Raw genomic sequence first — 18,659 nt, forward strand, 5'->3', positions numbered from 1 at the left:
TTTAATTTTCTGTATTCTCTCGTAGTCTTTTGCCAAAATCCAACCGAATTCCTATAGAACGTATTAGCTAATATGTTCAGGTGGTATTGTACCAGAAGCGATCGCATCCAATTTTTCAGCATCAAGTATCATAATCGTCCCACCCCGACGATAGGCAATTACTGACTTCAAACTTTTTATTAACCGTACACATTCTTCATAAGTGATGCCGCTACTCCGAGCCATGCGATAATAAGATAATTTGACTTTTAAACACTCGCCTTGTGGACTTGAATCAGTTCCCGATTCGGCAGCAAAATATTGAATTAACCTGGCAAGACGAACAATAGCTCTTTCAGAAACTAATCCGTGGACTGTTTCATGCAATTGCTGAATCCGACTGTTAAAAACCATCAGCATTCGTAATGCAATATCCGGATTTTGCCCAATAGCTTTTAATAAAGCATCTCGCTCTACAGTCAGAATGTCACAATCAGATTCAGCAGTGACAGTTGCTGGAGAAATTCCATTTCCTAATAAAGCAGGAGCCGCAAAAATTTCTCCAGCAGCTAAGGCGCGGAGAATCGTTTCTTTCCCCGTTGTTGCTGTTTTGGTAACTTGAATTGCTCCACTGGCAACAGCATAGAGTTTTGCTGGTAAATGATCGCCCTCATGCAGAATAATCTCTGCTTTGCGATACCGTTGTACCTGAGTGTAAGGTTGCAAATTTACTTTGTCTACTGTTTCTAAACCTGAAAACACAATAATTTGTGAAAGTTGTTCCAGGGATGCCTGCATGATTAGCCTGATATTGCAAAGGCTGGACGATGATCAATCCAAGGGTTAGCCGCTTCTAATTGTGCTGCGAGGCTGATCAGGGTAGCTTCAGCCGCAGGTTTACCAATTAGCTGTACACTCATGGGTAAACCCTTACTATCAAAGCCTACAGGAATTGCGATCGCAGGTTGTCCAGTTGCATTAGCAGGTGGACAAGGGGCAACCCATTGAATAATATTTTGGAATGTCTCTTCTGGACTCAGCGAAGCCCATTCCCCAACCAGGATGGGTGAATGTAGATAAACTGGCAATACCAGCACATCCACGGTATCGAAAAACGCCACAATCTGCCGTGCCACTATCTGCATTTGGGAAACTGCTTGCAGGTATTCTGCAACAGAACCTGTGCGGGCAAATAGCCAGCGATTCAATGGCTGCAAAGCTTCAACAGGAAGTCCCGACGCAGCTACCCCAGCTTGCCAGACGATTTGAAATGGTTCAACTAAAGCGCTAAAATCTGGGGATTTATGTTCAACTTGGTGGCCGAGTTGTTCTAATAACTGGACTGTTTGCCGGACACCTTGCTGACAGTTGGTGTCAGCTTCTCCCAAAGGAGAAATACTAGTGTCAAAAGCAATTCGCAAAGCACCGAGTTTTGTTTGAGTAGCGGCGAGAAATGATAGTTCGGGATCTGGCAACCAGTAAGGATCGCCTGTGACATAGCCAGAGATGGTATCCAAAAGGGCAGCAGCATCAGCAACAGTCCGGGCTATTGGGCCGTTGGCGGCAATTCCAGCCAGGCGTTCGCCCACGGGTGCTTTACTAACTCTGCCCCTGGATGGTTTTAGTCCCACCAAACCACAACAAGCCGCAGGCCCCCGAATTGAACCACCGCCATCAGAACCTTGAGCGATCGCACACAATCCCGCTGCTACTGCTGCCGCTGCGCCACCACTGGAACCGCCAGGGGTGTATTCTAAATTCCACGGATTTCTAGCTGGGGGAAAACCCGTAGGTTCACTGTAAGGTAATGAACCTAATTCGGAAGTTGCTGTTTTACCGAGAATAGTAAACCCAGCTTGCTTAATCCGTGTCACAACCCCATCATCATAGTTAGGGATATTGTTCAGTAATGCCGGATTTCCAAAAGTACAGGTAACACCCGCTACAGCGTTGAGGTCTTTAATCGAAATCGGTACCCCAAAAAATGGCGGTAGTTCTGAGGTAGTTGTCAATAATTCTGTTTTGGCTTTGGCATCTGCGATCGCTAATTCTGCCGTCACCGTAAAATAACTTCCTAATTGGGGATTTAACTGCCCAATCCGTTCTAAATATATTTCCACCAACTCTAGCGGTGATACTTCCCGGCGACGGATTAATTGTGCCAACTTTAGTGCTGGGGTAAATGCTAAATCAACTTCATTCATACGTTAGTGAATGGGTAATTTTGTCTTTATCTGGGATTTTTAAACTGAAATTGTTACTTTAGCAGGATTTAGGGGAACTATACATTCTATAGCTCCTGAGATTTGTCATTCAACTAGGATGCTCAGATGCAACAGGCGTAGTTATCTTCTTACTCAAGCTATTTTAATTGTTTTGCATAAACTTTCGACAAAATCCTAAGGGGTATTTATGGCTAACCTAGAAATACTTATTAGTGAATTGCCAACACTGATTCAGAGTCTCAAATTGACTATTGGCGATTCTAATCAAATCATGGAACAAATTATCCTGATCAATAATGCTCAGGAACAACTACGGAATATTCAAAAATTAATTGCTCAGGAATTGAGATTTGAGAACCTCAAAAGTTCTGCGATCGCTACACTTCCTCGAATAGGTTCAGTAGCTAGTTTATTTATACCTAGTATTGGATTAGTAGATCCAACTGTCGCAAAAAAATTTGGCAACTCAGAAACGAAAATTTCATTAACTGATTTACAATCAAAAATTGATTCTTGGATTGAATGGGGTTATTTTTTACAGGCAATAGCCGCCGATATTCTCAGTGATATTCAGTTGGTGAATCAACTAAATTCTGATATTAATCATCTCAGCCTCACCGCCAATTTTCAGTTAATTGCTGAAAGCTTAAAGATTAATTTAAATTTTGGCAACTCTCATCTATTAGAGTGTCAAAATAAAAAAATCAGCAATTATCACAATGAGCTATTACTATTACAACAAAAATTAAATTATATTTTTCATACTATTAAAAATAGTCATAGCTTATTAAATATTTTATTAGGTGTGTCTGCTTTCTATGGGAAATCTGGCTTTACATTAGAGTGGTTAGATGATGATCACGAATTAATTATATCGAGTCAGGGGAAACTTCAAGAATTGACAGATATTCTTAATGATTGTGATTTTTTCCAAGAACAAATTGCTGCTTTAATTATTCAGGGTGATACTTTAAGGGAACAAGCAGAACAAGCCCTGAAAAAGATTGAACAGAAAAGTAGTAAAAAACCAATTATTAGCCAGCATGTAGAAATAGTAGCAAAGTTTTCGACACAAAAAATAGTGTGTTCGGCTTTGGTCATAGCCTCAAGTTTATTAATCTTAGGTTTTGGTGGTTGGAAAATTAAAGATAACAGTCCACAATTACAGCAGATAAATCTAAGTTTACCTCAAGAAGGAACTGCGAGCGCCAACTTTCAATCTGCTCAAAAACTCGGTATGGAGGCTGCTTCTCTGGTTCAAAAACCACCGCATTCTCTAAAAGTTTGGCAACAAGCACAAAACAAATGGCATCAGGCAATAATCTTGTTAAATAGTATTCATGATGAAACATCAGTTTCTGACCAGGCAAAGAAGAAATTAGCTTACTATCAGATTAACTATAACGCAATCAATCAAAGAGTCTTAATTGAAAATAAAGCTGTAGCAAACTTAGAATCAGCCCAAAAACTAGCAATAGAAGCTAATTTATTTTTCCATAATTCGCCTCATTCACTACTAATTCGGCAGCAATCAAAAGATAAATTTGAGCAGGCAATTAATTTATTAAAAGCTATTCCAGATAGTACGTTTGTCTCTATACAAGCTAAAGAAACGCTTCCTATTTATAAAACTAACTATGCGGCTATCAGTCAAATAATCCAAAAATAAAAAATAGACTATAGTAATCTTATTTTATTTGTGATAGTTAGGTGGGAAAATTTATAACTATGTCATTGCGTTGGCGTAAGCCTTCCCGTAGGGTACGGAGCGAACGCGAGTGCGTCTCATAAAGAAGCGAAGTGAAGCAATCACAAGGGCTTCAACCTTTTTACATTTCGTTATATAGTTAGGTTTATTTGTGCCTACGACTTAATTGCAAGCCGCAGATCCCCGACTTCGTAAAAGTTGTCGGGGATCTTGTTTCTCATAGCCCTGACACTACTAAATTAATTAACGGGACTTAAACTTTTCAAACACCCTCTAAGAGAAAGCCATTCCCTGATAATTGCTTTTAATCGCTTGTCAGCCAGTTGGTAGGAAAGTCTAGTGTCAGAAAGTATATGGCAGCCAGACCCAGCGTATAGCATTTACTATCTACCCCAAATTTAAATTTTCTCTAATTTTCTCTGCTGTTACCAGTACTAAATTTTAGTCACAGCACCAAACTCTAAATCAAATTACTGATCAAGAATCTCTATACATTTTAAGAGAACACACACGAACGTCATTAAACTATCTTCAATATTATTAATATTAATTTCCGACGATGAAAAGAGGCTGAACAAATTGGGAAACAATAAGGTAGTATCTGAGTAATCTGAAGTTTTTGGTGAACAAAGGCGGATTCATGTTTCAAGACATTACTGCTCAGATTGCTTATTCTGACTCAGTTCCATATTTAGCCACAGTCTTAAGCGTTACTAGCATCGCAGCAACAATTGGGTGGCGCTGGTGGAAACAAAAGAACACATACAAATCGCTACAATCACTCCCTTCTCCTCCCAAACACTGGCTGTTAGGAAATCTTCCTCAAATATTAGCAGCAGTCAAACAGAAGAAATTATTCCGGCAAATATTTGATTGGAGTCAACAGCTAGGCCCGATGTATGTTATTTGGAATGGCAAGAACCCAGTTGTCATTTTAAGTAAACCAAAAGTTATCGACAATACCATTGTCAATGGAATGAAAGATGGTAGCTTAATCAGGTCTGAGCAATTACGCAAAGCTTGGAACGACATCAGTACTCCGATTCTAATAGGAGAAACTGGGAGTGAGTGGCAGTGGCGGCGCAAAGCTTGGAACCCGGAATTCAGTTCTAGCAGTCTCTCGAAATATGTAGAAATGATTAGCCAAGCCTGCGAACAAGTAATTGAGACACTCAAGGAAGCAGCGCCGCCAAAAGAAGTTCAGGTAGATCCTTTGTTTGTAGAACTAACAATGAGAGTGATTTCTTGTTTAGTACTGGGCATTCCTGTGAATAAAAACAGTACTAGTCATGAAGGGCAACCCCTGGAAGTTCTCAAGGTGTATGAAGCGATATCTATTTTAGGCTATCGCTTCCTACGACAAGCTACTGGCGAGAAAATATGGATGAAATATTTGCCAACTAAAAATTCAAGAGATTATTGGGCAGCAAGGGAATATTTAGAGGAATTTCTAACTCCCCGTGTAGACTTGGCTTTAAGACTCAGAGAAGAAAACAAAACTAATTTACCACAGGTAAGTTCTTTGTTCCTGGAATCAATGTTAGTCAAAATCGCTGCTAAAGAACCAAAATACAATCACAAAACATTAATAGCAGAATCTGTTGAATTCTTAATAGCTGGTACTGACACAACAGCCCATACATTATCCTTTGCAGTTGGAGAGTTGAGCTTAAATCACAGGGTTTTTCAGCAAGCACGGGACATCGTTGACCAAGCTTGGCAAAGCTTTGGCTGTATTAATACCGAAAGTCTCAGAGAATTGGCTTATATTCGCGCAATTATCAAGGAGACGTTGCGCCTTTATTCAGTCGCATCAGGCTCGACTTCATTGGAGACTCAACGCGACACTGTAATTGAGGGTCAAGTGATTCCTCGCGGTACAAGAATATCCTGGTCAATGCTTGCTTGCTGCTGGAAGAGATGGAGAAGTCTATGCTAATCCAGAGGAATTTCTGCCGGAACGTTGGTTAGACAAGAGTAAGGAAACTAGTTCACTGCCAATGATAGATTTTGGCTCAGGGCCTCATCGTTGTTTGGGAGAGCATCTATCAATGCTAGAAGCAACTATGATGCTAGCATTATTGCTCCGGTACTTCGACTGGGAGTTAGTCAACGGTCGTTCTTCTCTGGAACAATTACAGCAAAACCTGTTAATTTATCCGTCCGATAAAATGCCCGTGCGCTTTCGGTTGAGAAATTGGGAGTAAAGCCAGATTAACAATTCAAAATTTACGCATTCGTCTTGGAAAGTTCTGATGGCGCAGGCTTCTCTAGCAGAGGCTGCGCCAACGCTTAGAGCGAGTCCGCGAGCGTCGGAAACCTCCGCTCAGACTTTCCGCAAAATTCAAAATTTAAGATATTTTCAGACTCTTATTTAAACCCCGAACCTTTGCCTCAAAAAATAAAAAGGCAAATCGCCCTCTTTTGACGCTTCACCTCTCTTAACAACAGATAATTACAACTAACAACTACACCTTAGAACGGTCAGTTAAAATCTCATAACCAGTCTCTGTTACCAACACTGTATGCTCAAACTGAGCCGACAAAGAATTATCCACAGTGACTGCTGTCCAACGGTCAGATAATGTTCGGGTGTGTCTAGAACCCGCATTTAAAATTGGCTCAATTGCCAGCGTCATCCCCGCACGGAGTTTAACATTTGGCATCTCGCGGGTACGGTAGTTGAATACTGAAGGTTCTTCATGCAAGTTACGACCGACACCGTGTCCAGTGAATTCTTCGACTATACTAAAACCGTTAAGTTTCACATGGTCTTCAATTGCTCCAGCTAGGTCAAGTAGGTATACACCAGCCTTTACTTGTTCAATGCCCTTACATAAAGCTTCTTCTGCTACGCGAATTAATTTAGCAGCTTCTTGCGTCACTTCCCCGACAGCAATTGAAATGCAAGAATCACCATGAAAGCCTTGGTAATAAGCGCCCGTATCTACTTTTAATACATCCCCCACGCGAATCACTTTCTTGGGACTAGGAATGCCATGTACTGCTTCATTATTAATGCTGGAGCAGATAGAACCTGGAAAACCGTGATATCCTTTAAAACTCGGTGTTGCACCCATTTCGCGGATACGTTTTTCTGCATGAGCATCCAAATCAGCTGTTGTCATTCCTGGCTTTACTAGCTCGGAAATTTCTTTGAGGACAGTTGCCACAATTGTCGCTGATTGCCGCATGATTTCAATTTCACGCGGCGATTTGATTTCAATTCCTCGGCGCTGTTTTTTTGATGTTGCAGGCTGAGTTGTTTGAGGAAGTAAGTTACTGAAAATGTTCATAGGAAATTAATAATCACTGGTGGCTCTGCCGCTGAAGTATCAATGCTTTCTCTAGATTACTTGAGAAATAATATCTATAATATAAGTTGTTTTAATCCCTGATAGGGATTCTTCCAGTTTAGCCGCTAACGTATACAGAATAACACATTTGCGTACTCCTGATGTCTTGGATTTGAATCAAAACCGCCAGAACTTATTTTTCGCTGCACACTATGGCACTTAGCTCAATTATGTTTAATTGAAACAATAGACCGATGCCAAATACTGAGTCAAATAATTTTTAATTCTTGATGGCAATCTCTCCAGTCATACCTGCTTCCGTATGCCCCGGTATTGAACAACGTAAGCCATAAGTGCCAGATTTCAAGGGGATTAAGGGGGGTAATTCAACTTGTGTGTACACCGTAGCCTAAAAGGAGAGAGGCTTTGAATCTTACTGGCCTTCCCTTATAGGGAAGGGGCTACTCTTGTTAGGTCTGTATTCCATGCAATTGAAAACCGCAATAGGTAGCGGGAAAAACCACTTGACCTATTCTTTATTATCCATGCCCAGTGCCCATCTCTACCTAATACTTTTCTCTGTTAACACAGATGGGCCAGCAGTAACGACGACGATTTGATCTGGGTGAAGTAACTCACGAGCCGCTTGATTAACTTGCTTAAGAGTGACTTTCTGGATTTTATCAGTAAGGGAGTGCAATTCTACTTTATCTAGTCCGTACACCTCATTCATCAGAATTCTATCTGTTAATTCCTCTGGGTTTGCCAGGGAAACGTTGTAGTTGCTGATCAGGGTGCGTTTAGCTGTTTCTACCTCTAGTGCAGTGACACCTTGTTGATGGATTTGTTGTAGCATTTGGCGGGTACTAGCGATCGCTTTGGTGCTATCTTCAGGACTAGTCTGCATCTCAATCAAAAATGTCCCTGCATTCTTCCCGGCTTGGAAGGAGCTATAAATTCCATAGCTCAAACCTTGGCGATCGCGCACTTCTGCACCTAGTCTACTAGATAGGGTATCGCCTCCCAATATTTGATTCAATACTAAGGCTGCGTGAAACCGAGGATCATAACGGTTAATACCTGTGTAACCCATATAAGTAACAGCTTGGGTTTTACCTGGTAAAACTGGGTTGACACTGACTATTTTCTTTGGCATTGATACCGTGGGATATTTTAATGTTGGTGCTTGGCCGCTAACTTCCCAGTTACCAAACTCATTTTTAATCAGCGATCGCACTTTGTCTAGATCAAAATCTCCCACCAGCGCTAGCACTGTTGTGTCTGGACGATAATGTTTAGCTTTGAAATTAATCACATCCTGGCGCTGAATCTGCTGTAAACTCTTCTCTGTGGGAAAGTTGTGTAAGGGATGTTTTTTCGGGTAAATTGACTGAACAAATATTCTTCTGGCTACTTCTGATGGCTCATCTAATTCCAGTTGCAGATCAGTTAAAGTTTGTTGACGATGCAATTCCAACTCTTTTGCTGGAAAGGTACTATTTTTAACAACATCCGCCAATATCTCAAGGATTATCGGCAAGTCCCCTGCTAAACTATCACCTTCGATATGCACACCTTCGCGGTAGACTTCAAAGTTTAGACTCGCTCCTCGTTCTGCCAAGACTTTGGCAATAGTTAAGACATCCTTGCTCTTAGTACCATTGAGCAAATTCTCTGCCACAAAAGCAGCTAGTCCAGCTTGATCATCTGGATCAAATTCCGTCCCAGCTTGAATGTGGCCGCTCAGGGTAACGGTAGGAGTACTATGATCAGGTAACAGTAATATTCGCAGTCCGTTGGTAAATTTGAATTCCTGTGGTAATACTCGTGCGATTGCATCTGTAGCCAAATCCACAGGCGGTAAGTACTTCCCTACCTCAGAAGGAATCACAGATGCGCTAAAAGAGAAGTTTTCCGTAGTTTGAGCGGAGTCTGGTTTGTCACCAATCCCTGTTATCCGCTTTTGGGTTGGTTCAAAAAAGCCTACTGTTCGGGCTTCTTTTCTGAGGTATTTGTTAATCACAGCAACAACATCCGTCGGCTTCACCAGACGGACAGCTGCTAAATAGTGGTCTGTGTAGCGATAATCACCAGCAGTTGTCTGATCATTCCCCAATCGCATTGCTTGAGAGGTAATATCACGGTTACTCAAAATTACATCTGCTGTTAATTGGGTTTTGGCTCGTTCTACTTCCTCAGATGTCACGCCTTTTTCTGCTACATTGGCGATCGCACTACTCAACACTGAGTCAATTTTTTTCAAATCTTGTTTAGATCCAGCTGTCACCAACACCTCATACCAGCCAGATTCTCGCAAACTGGTAACGGATGCTGTAACTTCATTAGCTAAACCTGACTCCACCAATGCCTGATAAAGTGTAGAATTCCGTCCCTCTGTGAAGATGTAATCCATCACATCCAGCGCTGGGACATCAGGTTGATTTGCATCTGGTAGCGGATACACAACTTGTAACAGCCGTCCTGCTCCCGGTTCTCGCAACACTATGGGAGTGCTGAGTGAGGTAGATGGGGTAAAAATATTTTTACTCCTAACTCCTAACTCCTCACTCCTCACTTTTTTTGGTAGTTTCCCAAATACTTCTTTAATTGTTTCCAGGGTATTTGCAGTTTGAAAATCTCCAACAATCACTAAGACGGCATTATCGGGACTGTAAAAATTACGGTAATATTTTTGTACCTGCTCAACTTCAAATTTCTCGACATCAGCTTTGGTGCCACCTACAGGCAACCCATAAGGATTATTGGGAAAGGCTACCTGCATGACGGCGCGGTTGAGACGATATTCTGGGCTATTTTCGTAACCCTGCAACTCGGAAATTACTACCCGCTTCTCACTCGCTAGTTGTTCTGGCTCAATTTGGGAATTTTGCATTCTGTCTGCTTCCAGCACTAAGAGCGCTTTCAGCTTGTTTCGTTCTACAGTACCGTAATATGCAGTTTGGTCATAGCTGGTGAAAGCATTGGAATCACTACCTAAAGCACTAAATAAACGTCCAAATTGAATCGGACGATTTAGAGTGCCTTTAAACATCATGTGTTCCAACTGGTGGGCAATGCCATTCACGCCCGGTTCTTCATTGCGTGAGCCAACCTCATACCACACCTGCACCGTTACCACTGGCGCAGTATGTACTTCCTTTGTCAGGACAGTTAGACCATTCTCTAGCACTGTCTTGCGAACATTTTCTGTCAGTGTTGAGGGCATTCTTTTTGCTAGCAAGGTTGACTGGTACTTTTCTTTATTAGATATGGCTGCATATTGGCTATCAGCAGGTTGATCGCTCAACAAAAAAACTGCTACTAGCCATAAGCTTAAAAGTAATAACGGCAAGGGATATTTATAAAATCTGGAAAATCCATACATGTATTTAGCAGATATATCTGTGAATTAAGTTACATAGTTATTTTGGAGAGTCACCATAGTTTAATCTGGCAAAAAAATCTGTTACCTCAGCAACAATACAAAAAAACAATATCTTAGCAACAAAGGTAATAAAAAAGCTAAATTATGGGAGTTTTGCTAAAACCCGAATGAATTCCAGAGGTAAGCCATCAGTATCGGCGATGAAAGCCACTTCGTAAATGCGATCGCCTATTTGTTGTTGTGTCGGTTCTAAAAGTACCTTCAACGGTTGTAATTCTTCGGGTTGACTCTCAGCAGCTAGTCCTACACGTTCTTGTAAATTTGTCAACCAGCTAGGTAAATCTGATGTAATCTCAGTTAAATCGAACGAGAGATGATAGTATCCCACATAATGTTCGTCAGCAAACGCATCTGGGGCTGGTTTTGGTTCGGGAATTTGGATCAGTTCAATTCTGCCGCCCAATCCTTCCATCCAGCAAGCTAGAGTGTAGCCTGTAGTGAAGCGTTCCGAAATTGTAAACCCTAAATGTTCGTAGAAAGCGATCGCTCGATGAATATTCGCAGTCCGAATAGAAGCGTGGTGCATAGGAAAAGTTAGGAGTTGTGAGTAAAGTTATGAGTTATGAGTTATGAATTGAATTTAACTCCTAACTCCTAACTTTTAACCCCTAACTTCACTCAAATAACCTGAAATAGGGGTAGCGTACAGGGACGCCAGGCTCTTTTTCCAAGTCAAAATTAATCACTTCCCAACAGGGATCTTCTGAGGTATCAGGGCTAAACTCCACGGGTAAGCCATACAAACGGGCAGACGTAACTTCCGGCACTCCAGAACGCCAAGGTGTACTGCGTTCTAAGTAGCCACTCATCAATTCCTGATAACGTCGAGCAATAATCACTTTTGTTGCTCGATAGCCTTGGGTATACAGCTTGTCTAATGCTTCGTGAATTTCAAAGCGAATACCATCGGGATGAGTATGTTGTCTGTACCATTCATTATTCCACCTCCGCCAATGACGCCCCGATTGCAAATGGATTAACTCTCCATTTTTAGGATTAGCTTCAAACGCGCCATGACGGGGACATAAATAGGTATCTGTTAGTGTCAGCGCCGGAATAGTCTGGCGACAATGGGGACACTGTATTTCAGGCCCAAACATCGGGTACTGCAAGCCTGGATTCATCATGAAGTGCGTACAAACATAATTTTGTCTTCACCAGCACTAGTGGGTTGCATTATACACTTCGGCTCTGCCACTTGGGGTTACTTGCTCACTACTGCACAGACACGGAGTTGTGGCAGGAACATAGTTCACTAGTGTTTTCCTCAGCGTAGAGGCTTGACGCTGTGATATTCTGGTTGTGCAACCAGCCTCAAAGGTTGGAATTTCTCCAGTGTTCCTGGGTACCATAATTAATATTCTATCGTGTCTACCGCTTCTTACTGGATATCTCCCGATTTTTCTCAAGCTACCTTCATCGCAGCCAATGCTGTTGTTATGGGTTCGGTAAAAATAGCAGCAGGGGTGAGCATTTGGTATGGAGCAGTGGTTAGGGGAGATGTTGAACGTATTGAAATTGGCGAATGCACAAATATTCAGGATGGAGCAATTCTACATGGTGATCCTGGTTTTCCGACAATTTTAGAAGATTATGTTACCGTAGGGCATCGCGCCGTGGTACATTCCGCTTACATTGAGCGTGGAAGTTTGATTGGCATTGGCGCGGTGATTTTAGACGGGGTACGAGTGGGTGCTGGTAGCATTATCGGTGCTGGCGCAGTGGTAACAAAAAATGTACCGCCTCTGTCCCTAGTTGTCGGTATTCCTGGCAAAGTGTTACGGCAAGTAACAGACGTTGAAGCCGCAGAACTGATTGAACACGCCAAACGTTATAAAAAGTTAGCTTTAGTTCATGCTGGTAAGGGTACTGATATTGGCTTTAGCAACTCTTAGGGAGTGGGGAGTAAGAATTTTAGATTTTAGACTTCGGCTTCGCTCAGTCGAACGATTTTGGATTTTAGATTGAAATTTAATCCAAAATCGTCAATCCAAAATCCAAAATTGAATTGCCCAATGCCCGATAATTTAAACATTCTTTACATATAGGTTGGGAAAAGTTGCCCACTTCAGCTAAAAATAAAAATGAGAGCAGTTGACAAAACTTTAATTTCTACTTAAGAGAGGGGTTCTAGATATGGATATCGATTTCCGTATAGCGATCGTTTTAGCACCAGTCGCCATTGCTGCTGGCTGGGCAGTGTTTAATATTGGCGCTGCGGCTTTAAGACAAATTCAAGGCTTTTGGGATAGGGAAGCCTAAATTCGCCTCAATATCATCACTCTTCAACCGGCTGTTTCTGTTCACAGAGGCAGTCGGTTTTATTCATATCGATTAATGGGGCATTGAACAATAGTCCTTCTTCCCCTGCTCCCCCTGCTCCCCCTGTTCCCCCTACTCCCCACTCCCGCTTCTGTGGATATCGATTCTGTAATACAACCTCTTCAACGCTTTGGTGTCCATTTGGGACTCGATCGCATTGTCAACCTCTTGGCAAATCTCGGTAATCCTCATCACCATGTCTCGGTAATTCACGTTGCTGGCACTAATGGCAAAGGTTCAGTCTGTGCCTATCTTTCCTCAGTACTCACTGAGGCTGGTTATCGTACAGGACGCTACACTTCCCCCCATTTAGTCGATTGGACAGAACGTATTTGTCTGAATGAACAGCCAATTTCCTCTGAGGAATTAAGCCAATTATTCCAAAAAGTCCAAGCGGCTATTCGCCCTGATGACGAATCGGCAACTCAGTTTGAAGTAATTACGGCGGCTGCTTGGTTATATTTTGCCCAGCAGCAAGTCGATGTTGCTGTGGTAGAAGTCGGACTAGGAGGGCGCTTAGATGCTACCAATGTTTGCTTGGAACCCTTGGTTACTATCATCACTTCCATCAGCCGCGAACACTGGCAGCAACTTGGCCCTACCGTCGCTGACATTGCTAGAGAAAAAGCAGGTGTTCTCAAACCTGGATGTCCCGTTGTGGTTGGGACATTGCCACCGGATGCAGGAAAAGTTGTGCGATCGCGTGCTTTAGAATTAAAATGCCCGATTTTTACACCTCAACCCGCCCGTCAACTAGCCTCTGGATGGGCAGAGTATCAAACAATTCAAAATTCTAATTTAATTAAATATCCGTTACCATTAGCGGGACAGATTCAATTAACTAATTCAGCTTTGGCTTTAGCTACTTTAGAAATTCTCCAAAAACAGGGTTGGCAGATTTCTGAAGAAACCATAATTAACGGCATGGCAAAAACTAAATGGCCAGGGCGGATGCAATGGACTACCTGGAAAAACCATCAATTATTACTTGATGGCGCTCATAATACCGCCGCTGCCCAAGTTCTTCGCCAGTATGTGGATAGCTTAGATGCAGTTAACCACAAGCCCATCAATTGGGTTATGGGAATGTTTTCCGATAAGGATCATACTGAGATTTTTACCGCCTTACTGCGGCCAGGCGATCGCCTTTATTTAGTACCAATACCAGTAGAACCTTGGCCTGGTCGAACTTCTGCTGATCCAGACGAATTAGCAAACCTAGCTCACAGCCTGTGTCCAGAATTAAGCGATCGCCAAATATATCCAGATTTATTCACAGCATTAGAAGCCGCAACCTTAACCGCTACCACAGACGATTTAATCGTTTTGTGTGGTTCCCTTTATTTAGTAGGCAATTTTTTAGCAACCACCAATATAATTCGTAAATCATAATTACGAATTACGAATTACGAATTACAAAATCTACCTTTGATTCCACTCTTGCGCCGCATCTTCTAAGGCTTTATCTACAGTCTTATCCCCTAACATTGCTGCTTGCAAGTTCTCGTAAACTGCCTTTTGCAGTTTGTTGAAATCCTTCAAATTAGGGGTTAATATTTCTGCATGTTGCAGTTCTTCAGCACTCATAACTCGCGCTTTTTCTATTGTTGAAGCATTAGCTGGAATATCTTTAAAGTAAGTATCAGACAATGCTTTGACTGTAGAAGGTAGGACATTTGCAGCTTTAGCAAAGGCTAACTGATTTTCGTCATTGGTGACAAATAAAGCAAATTTCACAGCGCCCTCTGGTTGTTTGGTATCGCGGGGAATAACTATGTTCATCACCGCGACATTTTTCTTGCCTGTGTCACCAGTGAGTTGAGGTGCTATTCCCGAAGCTTGAGCAATTTTTGGGGCATTATTAGCGATCGTTTTCAGAAACTCTGGCCCAGAAGCTAGAAACGCGGTCTCTCCAGATTGGTATAAATCGATCGCGTGGCGATGTCCTTGGGTCAAAGCTTCTTTCGGAAGCAACCCTTTTTTATACAAGTCTACCCAATACTGAAACGCTGCTTTCCCTTGTGCTGAATTAAACGCTGCTTTACCCTCAGCATTTATGAGGGTGACTCCCATTTGCACGAAAGATTCCAGCACTTCACCGGAATCTTGCGGTACGAAAGTCACAAAAAAGGCATATTTCCCAGTCTTATCTTTAATTTGTTGGGCTGCTTGTGCCAATTCTGCGTAGGTTGCGGGTGGTTTATTGATACCTGCCTGTTTTAACAAATCAGTGTTATAAATGGTTAGCCTTGTGGTGAGATACCAGGGAATCCCAAAACTCTTGCCATTGAGCGTGCTTGCTTCCCAGATATTCGGTAGATAGGAGGAACGTACAGCGTTTGGGACTTTCGCATCCAAATCTAACCAGGCATTTCGTCCGGCAAGTTGGGAAGCGAAACCCGGATTGAGGTTAACTACATCAGGTGGCGTTTTTGCTGAGACAGCTGTTAAAATTTTGTTCTCCATCGCCGCCCAAGGTACATCAACCCAGTTAACCTTTATACCTGGATTTTGCGATTCAAAATTCGCAATTAGGCTTTTGAAGTAGTCGCTAAATTGAGGTTGGAGTTGCATCGTCCAAAACTCAACAGTTGCTGCTCCGGAAGTAGATTGTTTTGTACCTGTACCAACATTACTTGTGCTGCAACTTACAATCCAACTGGTTAGTAAGCCAAGCAGTGCCAAAGCAACAAGTTGTTTAAATTTTCGTAATTGAATCATTTTTCCCGTATTTTTACGCTTGCTCAGTGTGAAAAGCTTAGGCAGAATTGTCGAGGTTATCGGCTAAATAAATTACCTAGCACAAAGACCATCTTTTAGTATCATTTAAATTTCCAATTTAGCAGTCCAGCGGGCACAACTGTGGTAAAAAGCTTCACTAGTCTGTTTGGCAAATCGAATAAAGGGGTCGGCATTGAACTTGTTGTAAAAAGCTTCAATGGTCTGTTTGGCAAATCGAATAAAGGGGTTGGGATTGAACTTGCTCCCGAACGGGTAAATATAGTTCAGTTACGCAAGCAGGGTCAAGGCTTGAAACTAGAAACCTTTACATCGGTAGCAGTTCCAGAAGGCATAGTTATCGATGGTCAAATCAACGACCCTCCAGCAATGGCGCAATTAATCCAGCAGGCGCTAGCTGAAAGCAAAATCAAAACTTCTCGTGTTGCCACTGGTGTACCGGGGCGAGATTCCATCGTTCGGATAATACCAGTGCCAACAGAATTAGATGACAAAGAACTGCGAGAAATGGTGCTGAACCATGAAGCAGGTTTGTATTTACCCTATCCTCGTGAAGAGGCTGATGTAGATTATCAGAAACTTGGGTATTTTGTAGATGAAGATGGCATTGAAAAAGTACATGTACTCCTAGTTGCCACCCGCAAGGAGATAACCGATACCTATATAAGTACATTCGAGCAGGCAGGATTACAAATCGATGTTTTAGAAATTAACAGTTTTGCTCTGATTCGGACTATTCGCGATCAGCTGCGACAATTTGGGCCGCAAGAAGCAGCAGTACTAGTTGATATAGAGTTCGATAGTACAGAAATCGCCATCATTGTTAACGGAGTGCCGCAATTTTCGCGCACAGTCCCAATCGGCACTTATCAAATGCAAACTGCCTTAGCAAGGACAATGAGCTTACCCACACCACGAGATATGGAATTGTTACACGGAATGATTATTCCCCCAACTCCTATAGACGGTGGGAAAACGGGCGTTACCGAACTCGATCCTGGTATGGCAGCCATATTGAGAGTATTGGGAGAACTAACGGATGAACTGCGCCGTTCCATCGATTTTTACCTCAATCAAAGTGAAAATTTGGAGGTAGCGCAGATTTTATTAGCTGGACCAGGAGGTGGACTCCAACAGCTAGATGAATTTTTTACCCAACGATTGAGCTTGCCAACTACCCAAATAGATCCAATCGGGGCTTTGTCCTTGGAAGTTGACACTGATAAATATCCACAGGTACAACGCTCTGGCTTGGCGATCGTACTTGGTCTAGGAATGCGGGAGGTGTGAGAAAATGTACAGTTTGGATGTTAACTTTCTTAAAGACCGCCCAGCATACCAGAATCATCCTGAGAAAAAGGCAGGAATATCCCTAAACTTTCCTACAGGGAATTTGACACCAGTGTATGTGGGAGCTGCACTAGGTGTAGGTCTTCCAGTTTTATTGGGAGTTGGTTGGTGGTTTTTGCAAGGGCAGATTGTTGAATTAGAGGGACATACAGCACAACTAGACCAAGAAAGCAAGAGGTTAGATACAGAAATAGGAAATATTAACAAAATCAAAGCCGAGACGAATACAATTAAAGGGGAAACCCAAGCTTTAGTGACTGTATTTGACCAGATTCGTCCTTGGTCAGCAATGCTGCAAGATTTGCGCGATCGCATCCCAGCAGCAGTGCAAATCGAGAATATTAAGCAAATCCCACCCGTTGCGGCAGTGGCCGGTCAGCCACCAAACAATCCCGCCGGGGGATTAGAAATTACCGGATTGGCTCGTTCTTTTAACGATGTCAATGATTTCTTATTGAGTTTACAACAGTCTCAGTTCTTAAAGTCCACAGAAAGCAGAATTGTGACCGCAACGTTAGTAGATGCTCCGTTAACACCAGGTGTGAGTCCACCTCCAACGGGTGTAACAATTAAGCCACTTAAAGTAGTTAAATACACTATTCAATCGAGTATGAGCGATGTTCCAGCTTCGGAATTAATCCGGGAGTTGGAAAAAAAAGGCACAGTGGGGTTAGTGACTCGAATTCGTAGTATGCAACAAACAGGAGTCATTCCAAAATGACGCTGAGTGATGATTTAAATTTTGCCGAACATGGTGGGGAATTCGATCAGGCAACGCCAGCCTCCCCCGTGGTCTTTGGTATTGCCTTCACACCAAAAATTATTGGGATCTTGGTGGGGGTAGTTGGTTTGGCGGGAGCAGGTTATATATTCTTGAACCTGTTGATGCCAGCTTGGGAAAGCTATCAGCAGCAACAAGCTAAAAGCTCCGAACTGCAAGCACAAATTCAGCAGAAAAAAGCCAATATCAACCAGATTACCAAAGTTAAAGACGAACTAGCACAGGCAAAGCAACAAAAAGTTCAGGTTTTAGGTTTATTTGCTAACGAAAAAACCTTGGATACATTGCTGTTGGATATCAATCGCTTGATTGAGTCAGGCAATACTCCAACTTCTATTAATGCAGTGAGAGCCAAACTGAATAAATTTGTGCCAGTTTCCCAAAAACCAGAACCAATTATTGATGGAACTCTAGGACCACAGGTTGATGGCAAGCTGCAACGCAGCAGTATCAATGCCGAAATTACAGGAACTTATGAACAAACACAATCGATAATTCGTAATATTGAGCGGTTACAACCTTTGTTAATAGTTAAAGATTATCAAGCAACTTTGACTCCACTAGAGTCAAGATCCGAATTAGATAAAACGCCTGTGCAGGTAGGTCCAGCAGCGATTAATACATCATTCCAGTTACAGGTTTTGATGCCACTTAGTCCAGAAGAAATAGCGGCGGCGGCGGCGGCGGCAGCTAAAACTGCCCCGAAAAAGTAATAGTCAACTTAGAGCCACGGCAATAGAATTCGCGGCTACACAAGCAAAGTCCGCGGAGGCGGACTAAGGAAATATTGAGGGTTTTAAACCCACAAAGGTGG

General features: G+C 42.3%; 17 protein-coding genes and 1 pseudogene. 9 read left to right on the plus strand and 9 right to left on the minus strand.

Annotation, left to right across the window (positions count from 1 at the left end):
• Positions 1 to 63: 63 nt before the first annotated feature.
• Both V7K85_RS32265 and V7K85_RS32270 read right to left on the minus strand, forming a co-directional pair.
• Complete coding sequence (locus V7K85_RS32265) at positions 64 to 777, minus strand: Crp/Fnr family transcriptional regulator (RefSeq protein WP_334820151.1); 714 nt, start codon at positions 775 to 777, stop codon at positions 64 to 66.
• A gap of 2 nt (positions 778 to 779) precedes the next feature.
• Positions 780 to 2,183 carry an amidase gene (locus tag V7K85_RS32270; protein ID WP_334820153.1) on the minus strand — a complete coding sequence of 468 codons (1,404 nt, stop codon included), beginning with the start codon at positions 2,181 to 2,183 and terminating at the stop codon, positions 780 to 782.
• A 208-nt stretch (positions 2,184 to 2,391) separates the two neighbouring features.
• Here V7K85_RS32270 and V7K85_RS32275 point away from each other — a divergent pair, with 208 nt between their 5' ends.
• The 3 genes from V7K85_RS32275 to V7K85_RS32285 all read left to right on the plus strand — a co-directional run bounded on the left by V7K85_RS32275 (position 2,392) and on the right by V7K85_RS32285 (position 6,119).
• Positions 2,392 to 3,873, plus strand: a complete 1,482-nt coding sequence (locus V7K85_RS32275) for a hypothetical protein (RefSeq protein ID WP_334820155.1) — start codon at positions 2,392 to 2,394, stop codon at positions 3,871 to 3,873.
• A gap of 679 nt (positions 3,874 to 4,552) precedes the next feature.
• Positions 4,553 to 5,851 (plus strand): cytochrome P450, encoded by a 1,299-nt coding sequence (locus V7K85_RS32280; protein ID WP_334820157.1) that lies wholly within the window; start codon positions 4,553 to 4,555, stop codon positions 5,849 to 5,851.
• On the plus strand, positions 5,814 to 6,119 hold the full coding sequence (locus V7K85_RS32285; protein WP_334820159.1) for a cytochrome P450: 306 nt from the start codon (positions 5,814 to 5,816) through the stop codon (positions 6,117 to 6,119). The genes V7K85_RS32280 and V7K85_RS32285 overlap by 38 nt, the downstream gene beginning before the upstream one ends.
• Positions 6,120 to 6,380: 261 nt before the next feature.
• On the opposite strand, the gene map is transcribed toward V7K85_RS32285, so the two are convergent.
• From map to V7K85_RS32315, 6 genes and pseudogenes are all read right to left on the minus strand, one after another.
• Entirely contained in the window at positions 6,381 to 7,208 is an 828-nt protein-coding gene (map, locus tag V7K85_RS32290) for a type I methionyl aminopeptidase (protein ID WP_334820160.1), read from the minus strand.
• Between the two features lie 280 nt (positions 7,209 to 7,488).
• Positions 7,489 to 7,581 (minus strand): annotated as a pseudogene (locus V7K85_RS32295) (copper-binding protein); the annotation flags it as partial.
• 189 nt (positions 7,582 to 7,770) lie between these two features.
• A complete protein-coding gene (locus tag V7K85_RS32300; RefSeq protein ID WP_334820161.1) occupies positions 7,771 to 10,593 on the minus strand; it encodes a M16 family metallopeptidase in 2,823 nt (940 codons plus the stop codon).
• Between the two features lie 142 nt (positions 10,594 to 10,735).
• The gene (locus V7K85_RS32305) at positions 10,736 to 11,179 is read right to left on the minus strand and encodes a VOC family protein (protein WP_334820163.1); all 444 of its coding nucleotides are present in this window, start codon (positions 11,177 to 11,179) and stop codon (positions 10,736 to 10,738) included.
• An 88-nt stretch (positions 11,180 to 11,267) separates the two neighbouring features.
• Positions 11,268 to 11,777 (minus strand): TIGR02652 family protein, encoded by a 510-nt coding sequence (locus tag V7K85_RS32310; protein WP_442940640.1) that lies wholly within the window; start codon positions 11,775 to 11,777, stop codon positions 11,268 to 11,270.
• A 39-nt stretch (positions 11,778 to 11,816) separates the two neighbouring features.
• Complete coding sequence (locus tag V7K85_RS32315) at positions 11,817 to 12,005, minus strand: hypothetical protein (protein WP_334820165.1); 189 nt, start codon at positions 12,003 to 12,005, stop codon at positions 11,817 to 11,819.
• Between the two features lie 15 nt (positions 12,006 to 12,020).
• Here V7K85_RS32315 and V7K85_RS32320 point away from each other — a divergent pair, with 15 nt between their 5' ends.
• The 3 genes from V7K85_RS32320 (at position 12,021) to V7K85_RS32330 (ending at position 14,367) form a co-directional block, all read left to right on the plus strand.
• The gene (locus V7K85_RS32320) at positions 12,021 to 12,548 is read left to right on the plus strand and encodes a gamma carbonic anhydrase family protein (protein WP_334820167.1); all 528 of its coding nucleotides are present in this window, start codon (positions 12,021 to 12,023) and stop codon (positions 12,546 to 12,548) included.
• A 241-nt stretch (positions 12,549 to 12,789) separates the two neighbouring features.
• Positions 12,790 to 12,915: a photosystem II protein Y gene (locus V7K85_RS32325; protein ID WP_334689941.1), complete on the plus strand. Its 126-nt coding sequence runs from the start codon at positions 12,790 to 12,792 to the stop codon at positions 12,913 to 12,915.
• A gap of 153 nt (positions 12,916 to 13,068) precedes the next feature.
• Positions 13,069 to 14,367, plus strand: a complete 1,299-nt coding sequence (locus tag V7K85_RS32330; RefSeq protein ID WP_334820169.1) for a bifunctional folylpolyglutamate synthase/dihydrofolate synthase — start codon at positions 13,069 to 13,071, stop codon at positions 14,365 to 14,367.
• Positions 14,368 to 14,397: 30 nt separating this feature from the next.
• Here V7K85_RS32330 and V7K85_RS32335 read toward each other — a convergent pair whose 3' ends face one another.
• Positions 14,398 to 15,696, minus strand: a complete 1,299-nt coding sequence (locus tag V7K85_RS32335; RefSeq protein ID WP_334820171.1) for an ABC transporter substrate-binding protein — start codon at positions 15,694 to 15,696, stop codon at positions 14,398 to 14,400.
• A gap of 192 nt (positions 15,697 to 15,888) precedes the next feature.
• Between V7K85_RS32335 and pilM the strand changes: the two genes are divergently transcribed.
• Genes pilM through V7K85_RS32350 form a run of 3 tightly spaced genes read left to right on the plus strand, consistent with a single transcriptional unit; the run spans position 15,889 to position 18,558 of the window.
• On the plus strand, positions 15,889 to 17,004 hold the full coding sequence (pilM, locus tag V7K85_RS32340) for a type IV pilus biogenesis protein PilM (protein ID WP_334820236.1): 1,116 nt from the start codon (positions 15,889 to 15,891) through the stop codon (positions 17,002 to 17,004).
• Positions 17,005 to 17,008: 4 nt separating this feature from the next.
• Complete coding sequence (locus V7K85_RS32345; RefSeq protein WP_334820173.1) at positions 17,009 to 17,785, plus strand: PilN domain-containing protein; 777 nt, start codon at positions 17,009 to 17,011, stop codon at positions 17,783 to 17,785.
• Positions 17,782 to 18,558: a pilus assembly protein PilO gene (locus tag V7K85_RS32350; RefSeq protein ID WP_334820175.1), complete on the plus strand. Its 777-nt coding sequence runs from the start codon at positions 17,782 to 17,784 to the stop codon at positions 18,556 to 18,558. The genes V7K85_RS32345 and V7K85_RS32350 overlap by 4 nt, the downstream gene beginning before the upstream one ends.
• The last annotated feature ends 101 nt before the right edge of the window (positions 18,559 to 18,659 follow it).

It is taken from the genome of Nostoc sp. (assembly GCF_036917615.1).
GTDB lineage: Bacteria > Cyanobacteriota > Cyanobacteriia > Cyanobacteriales > Nostocaceae > Nostoc.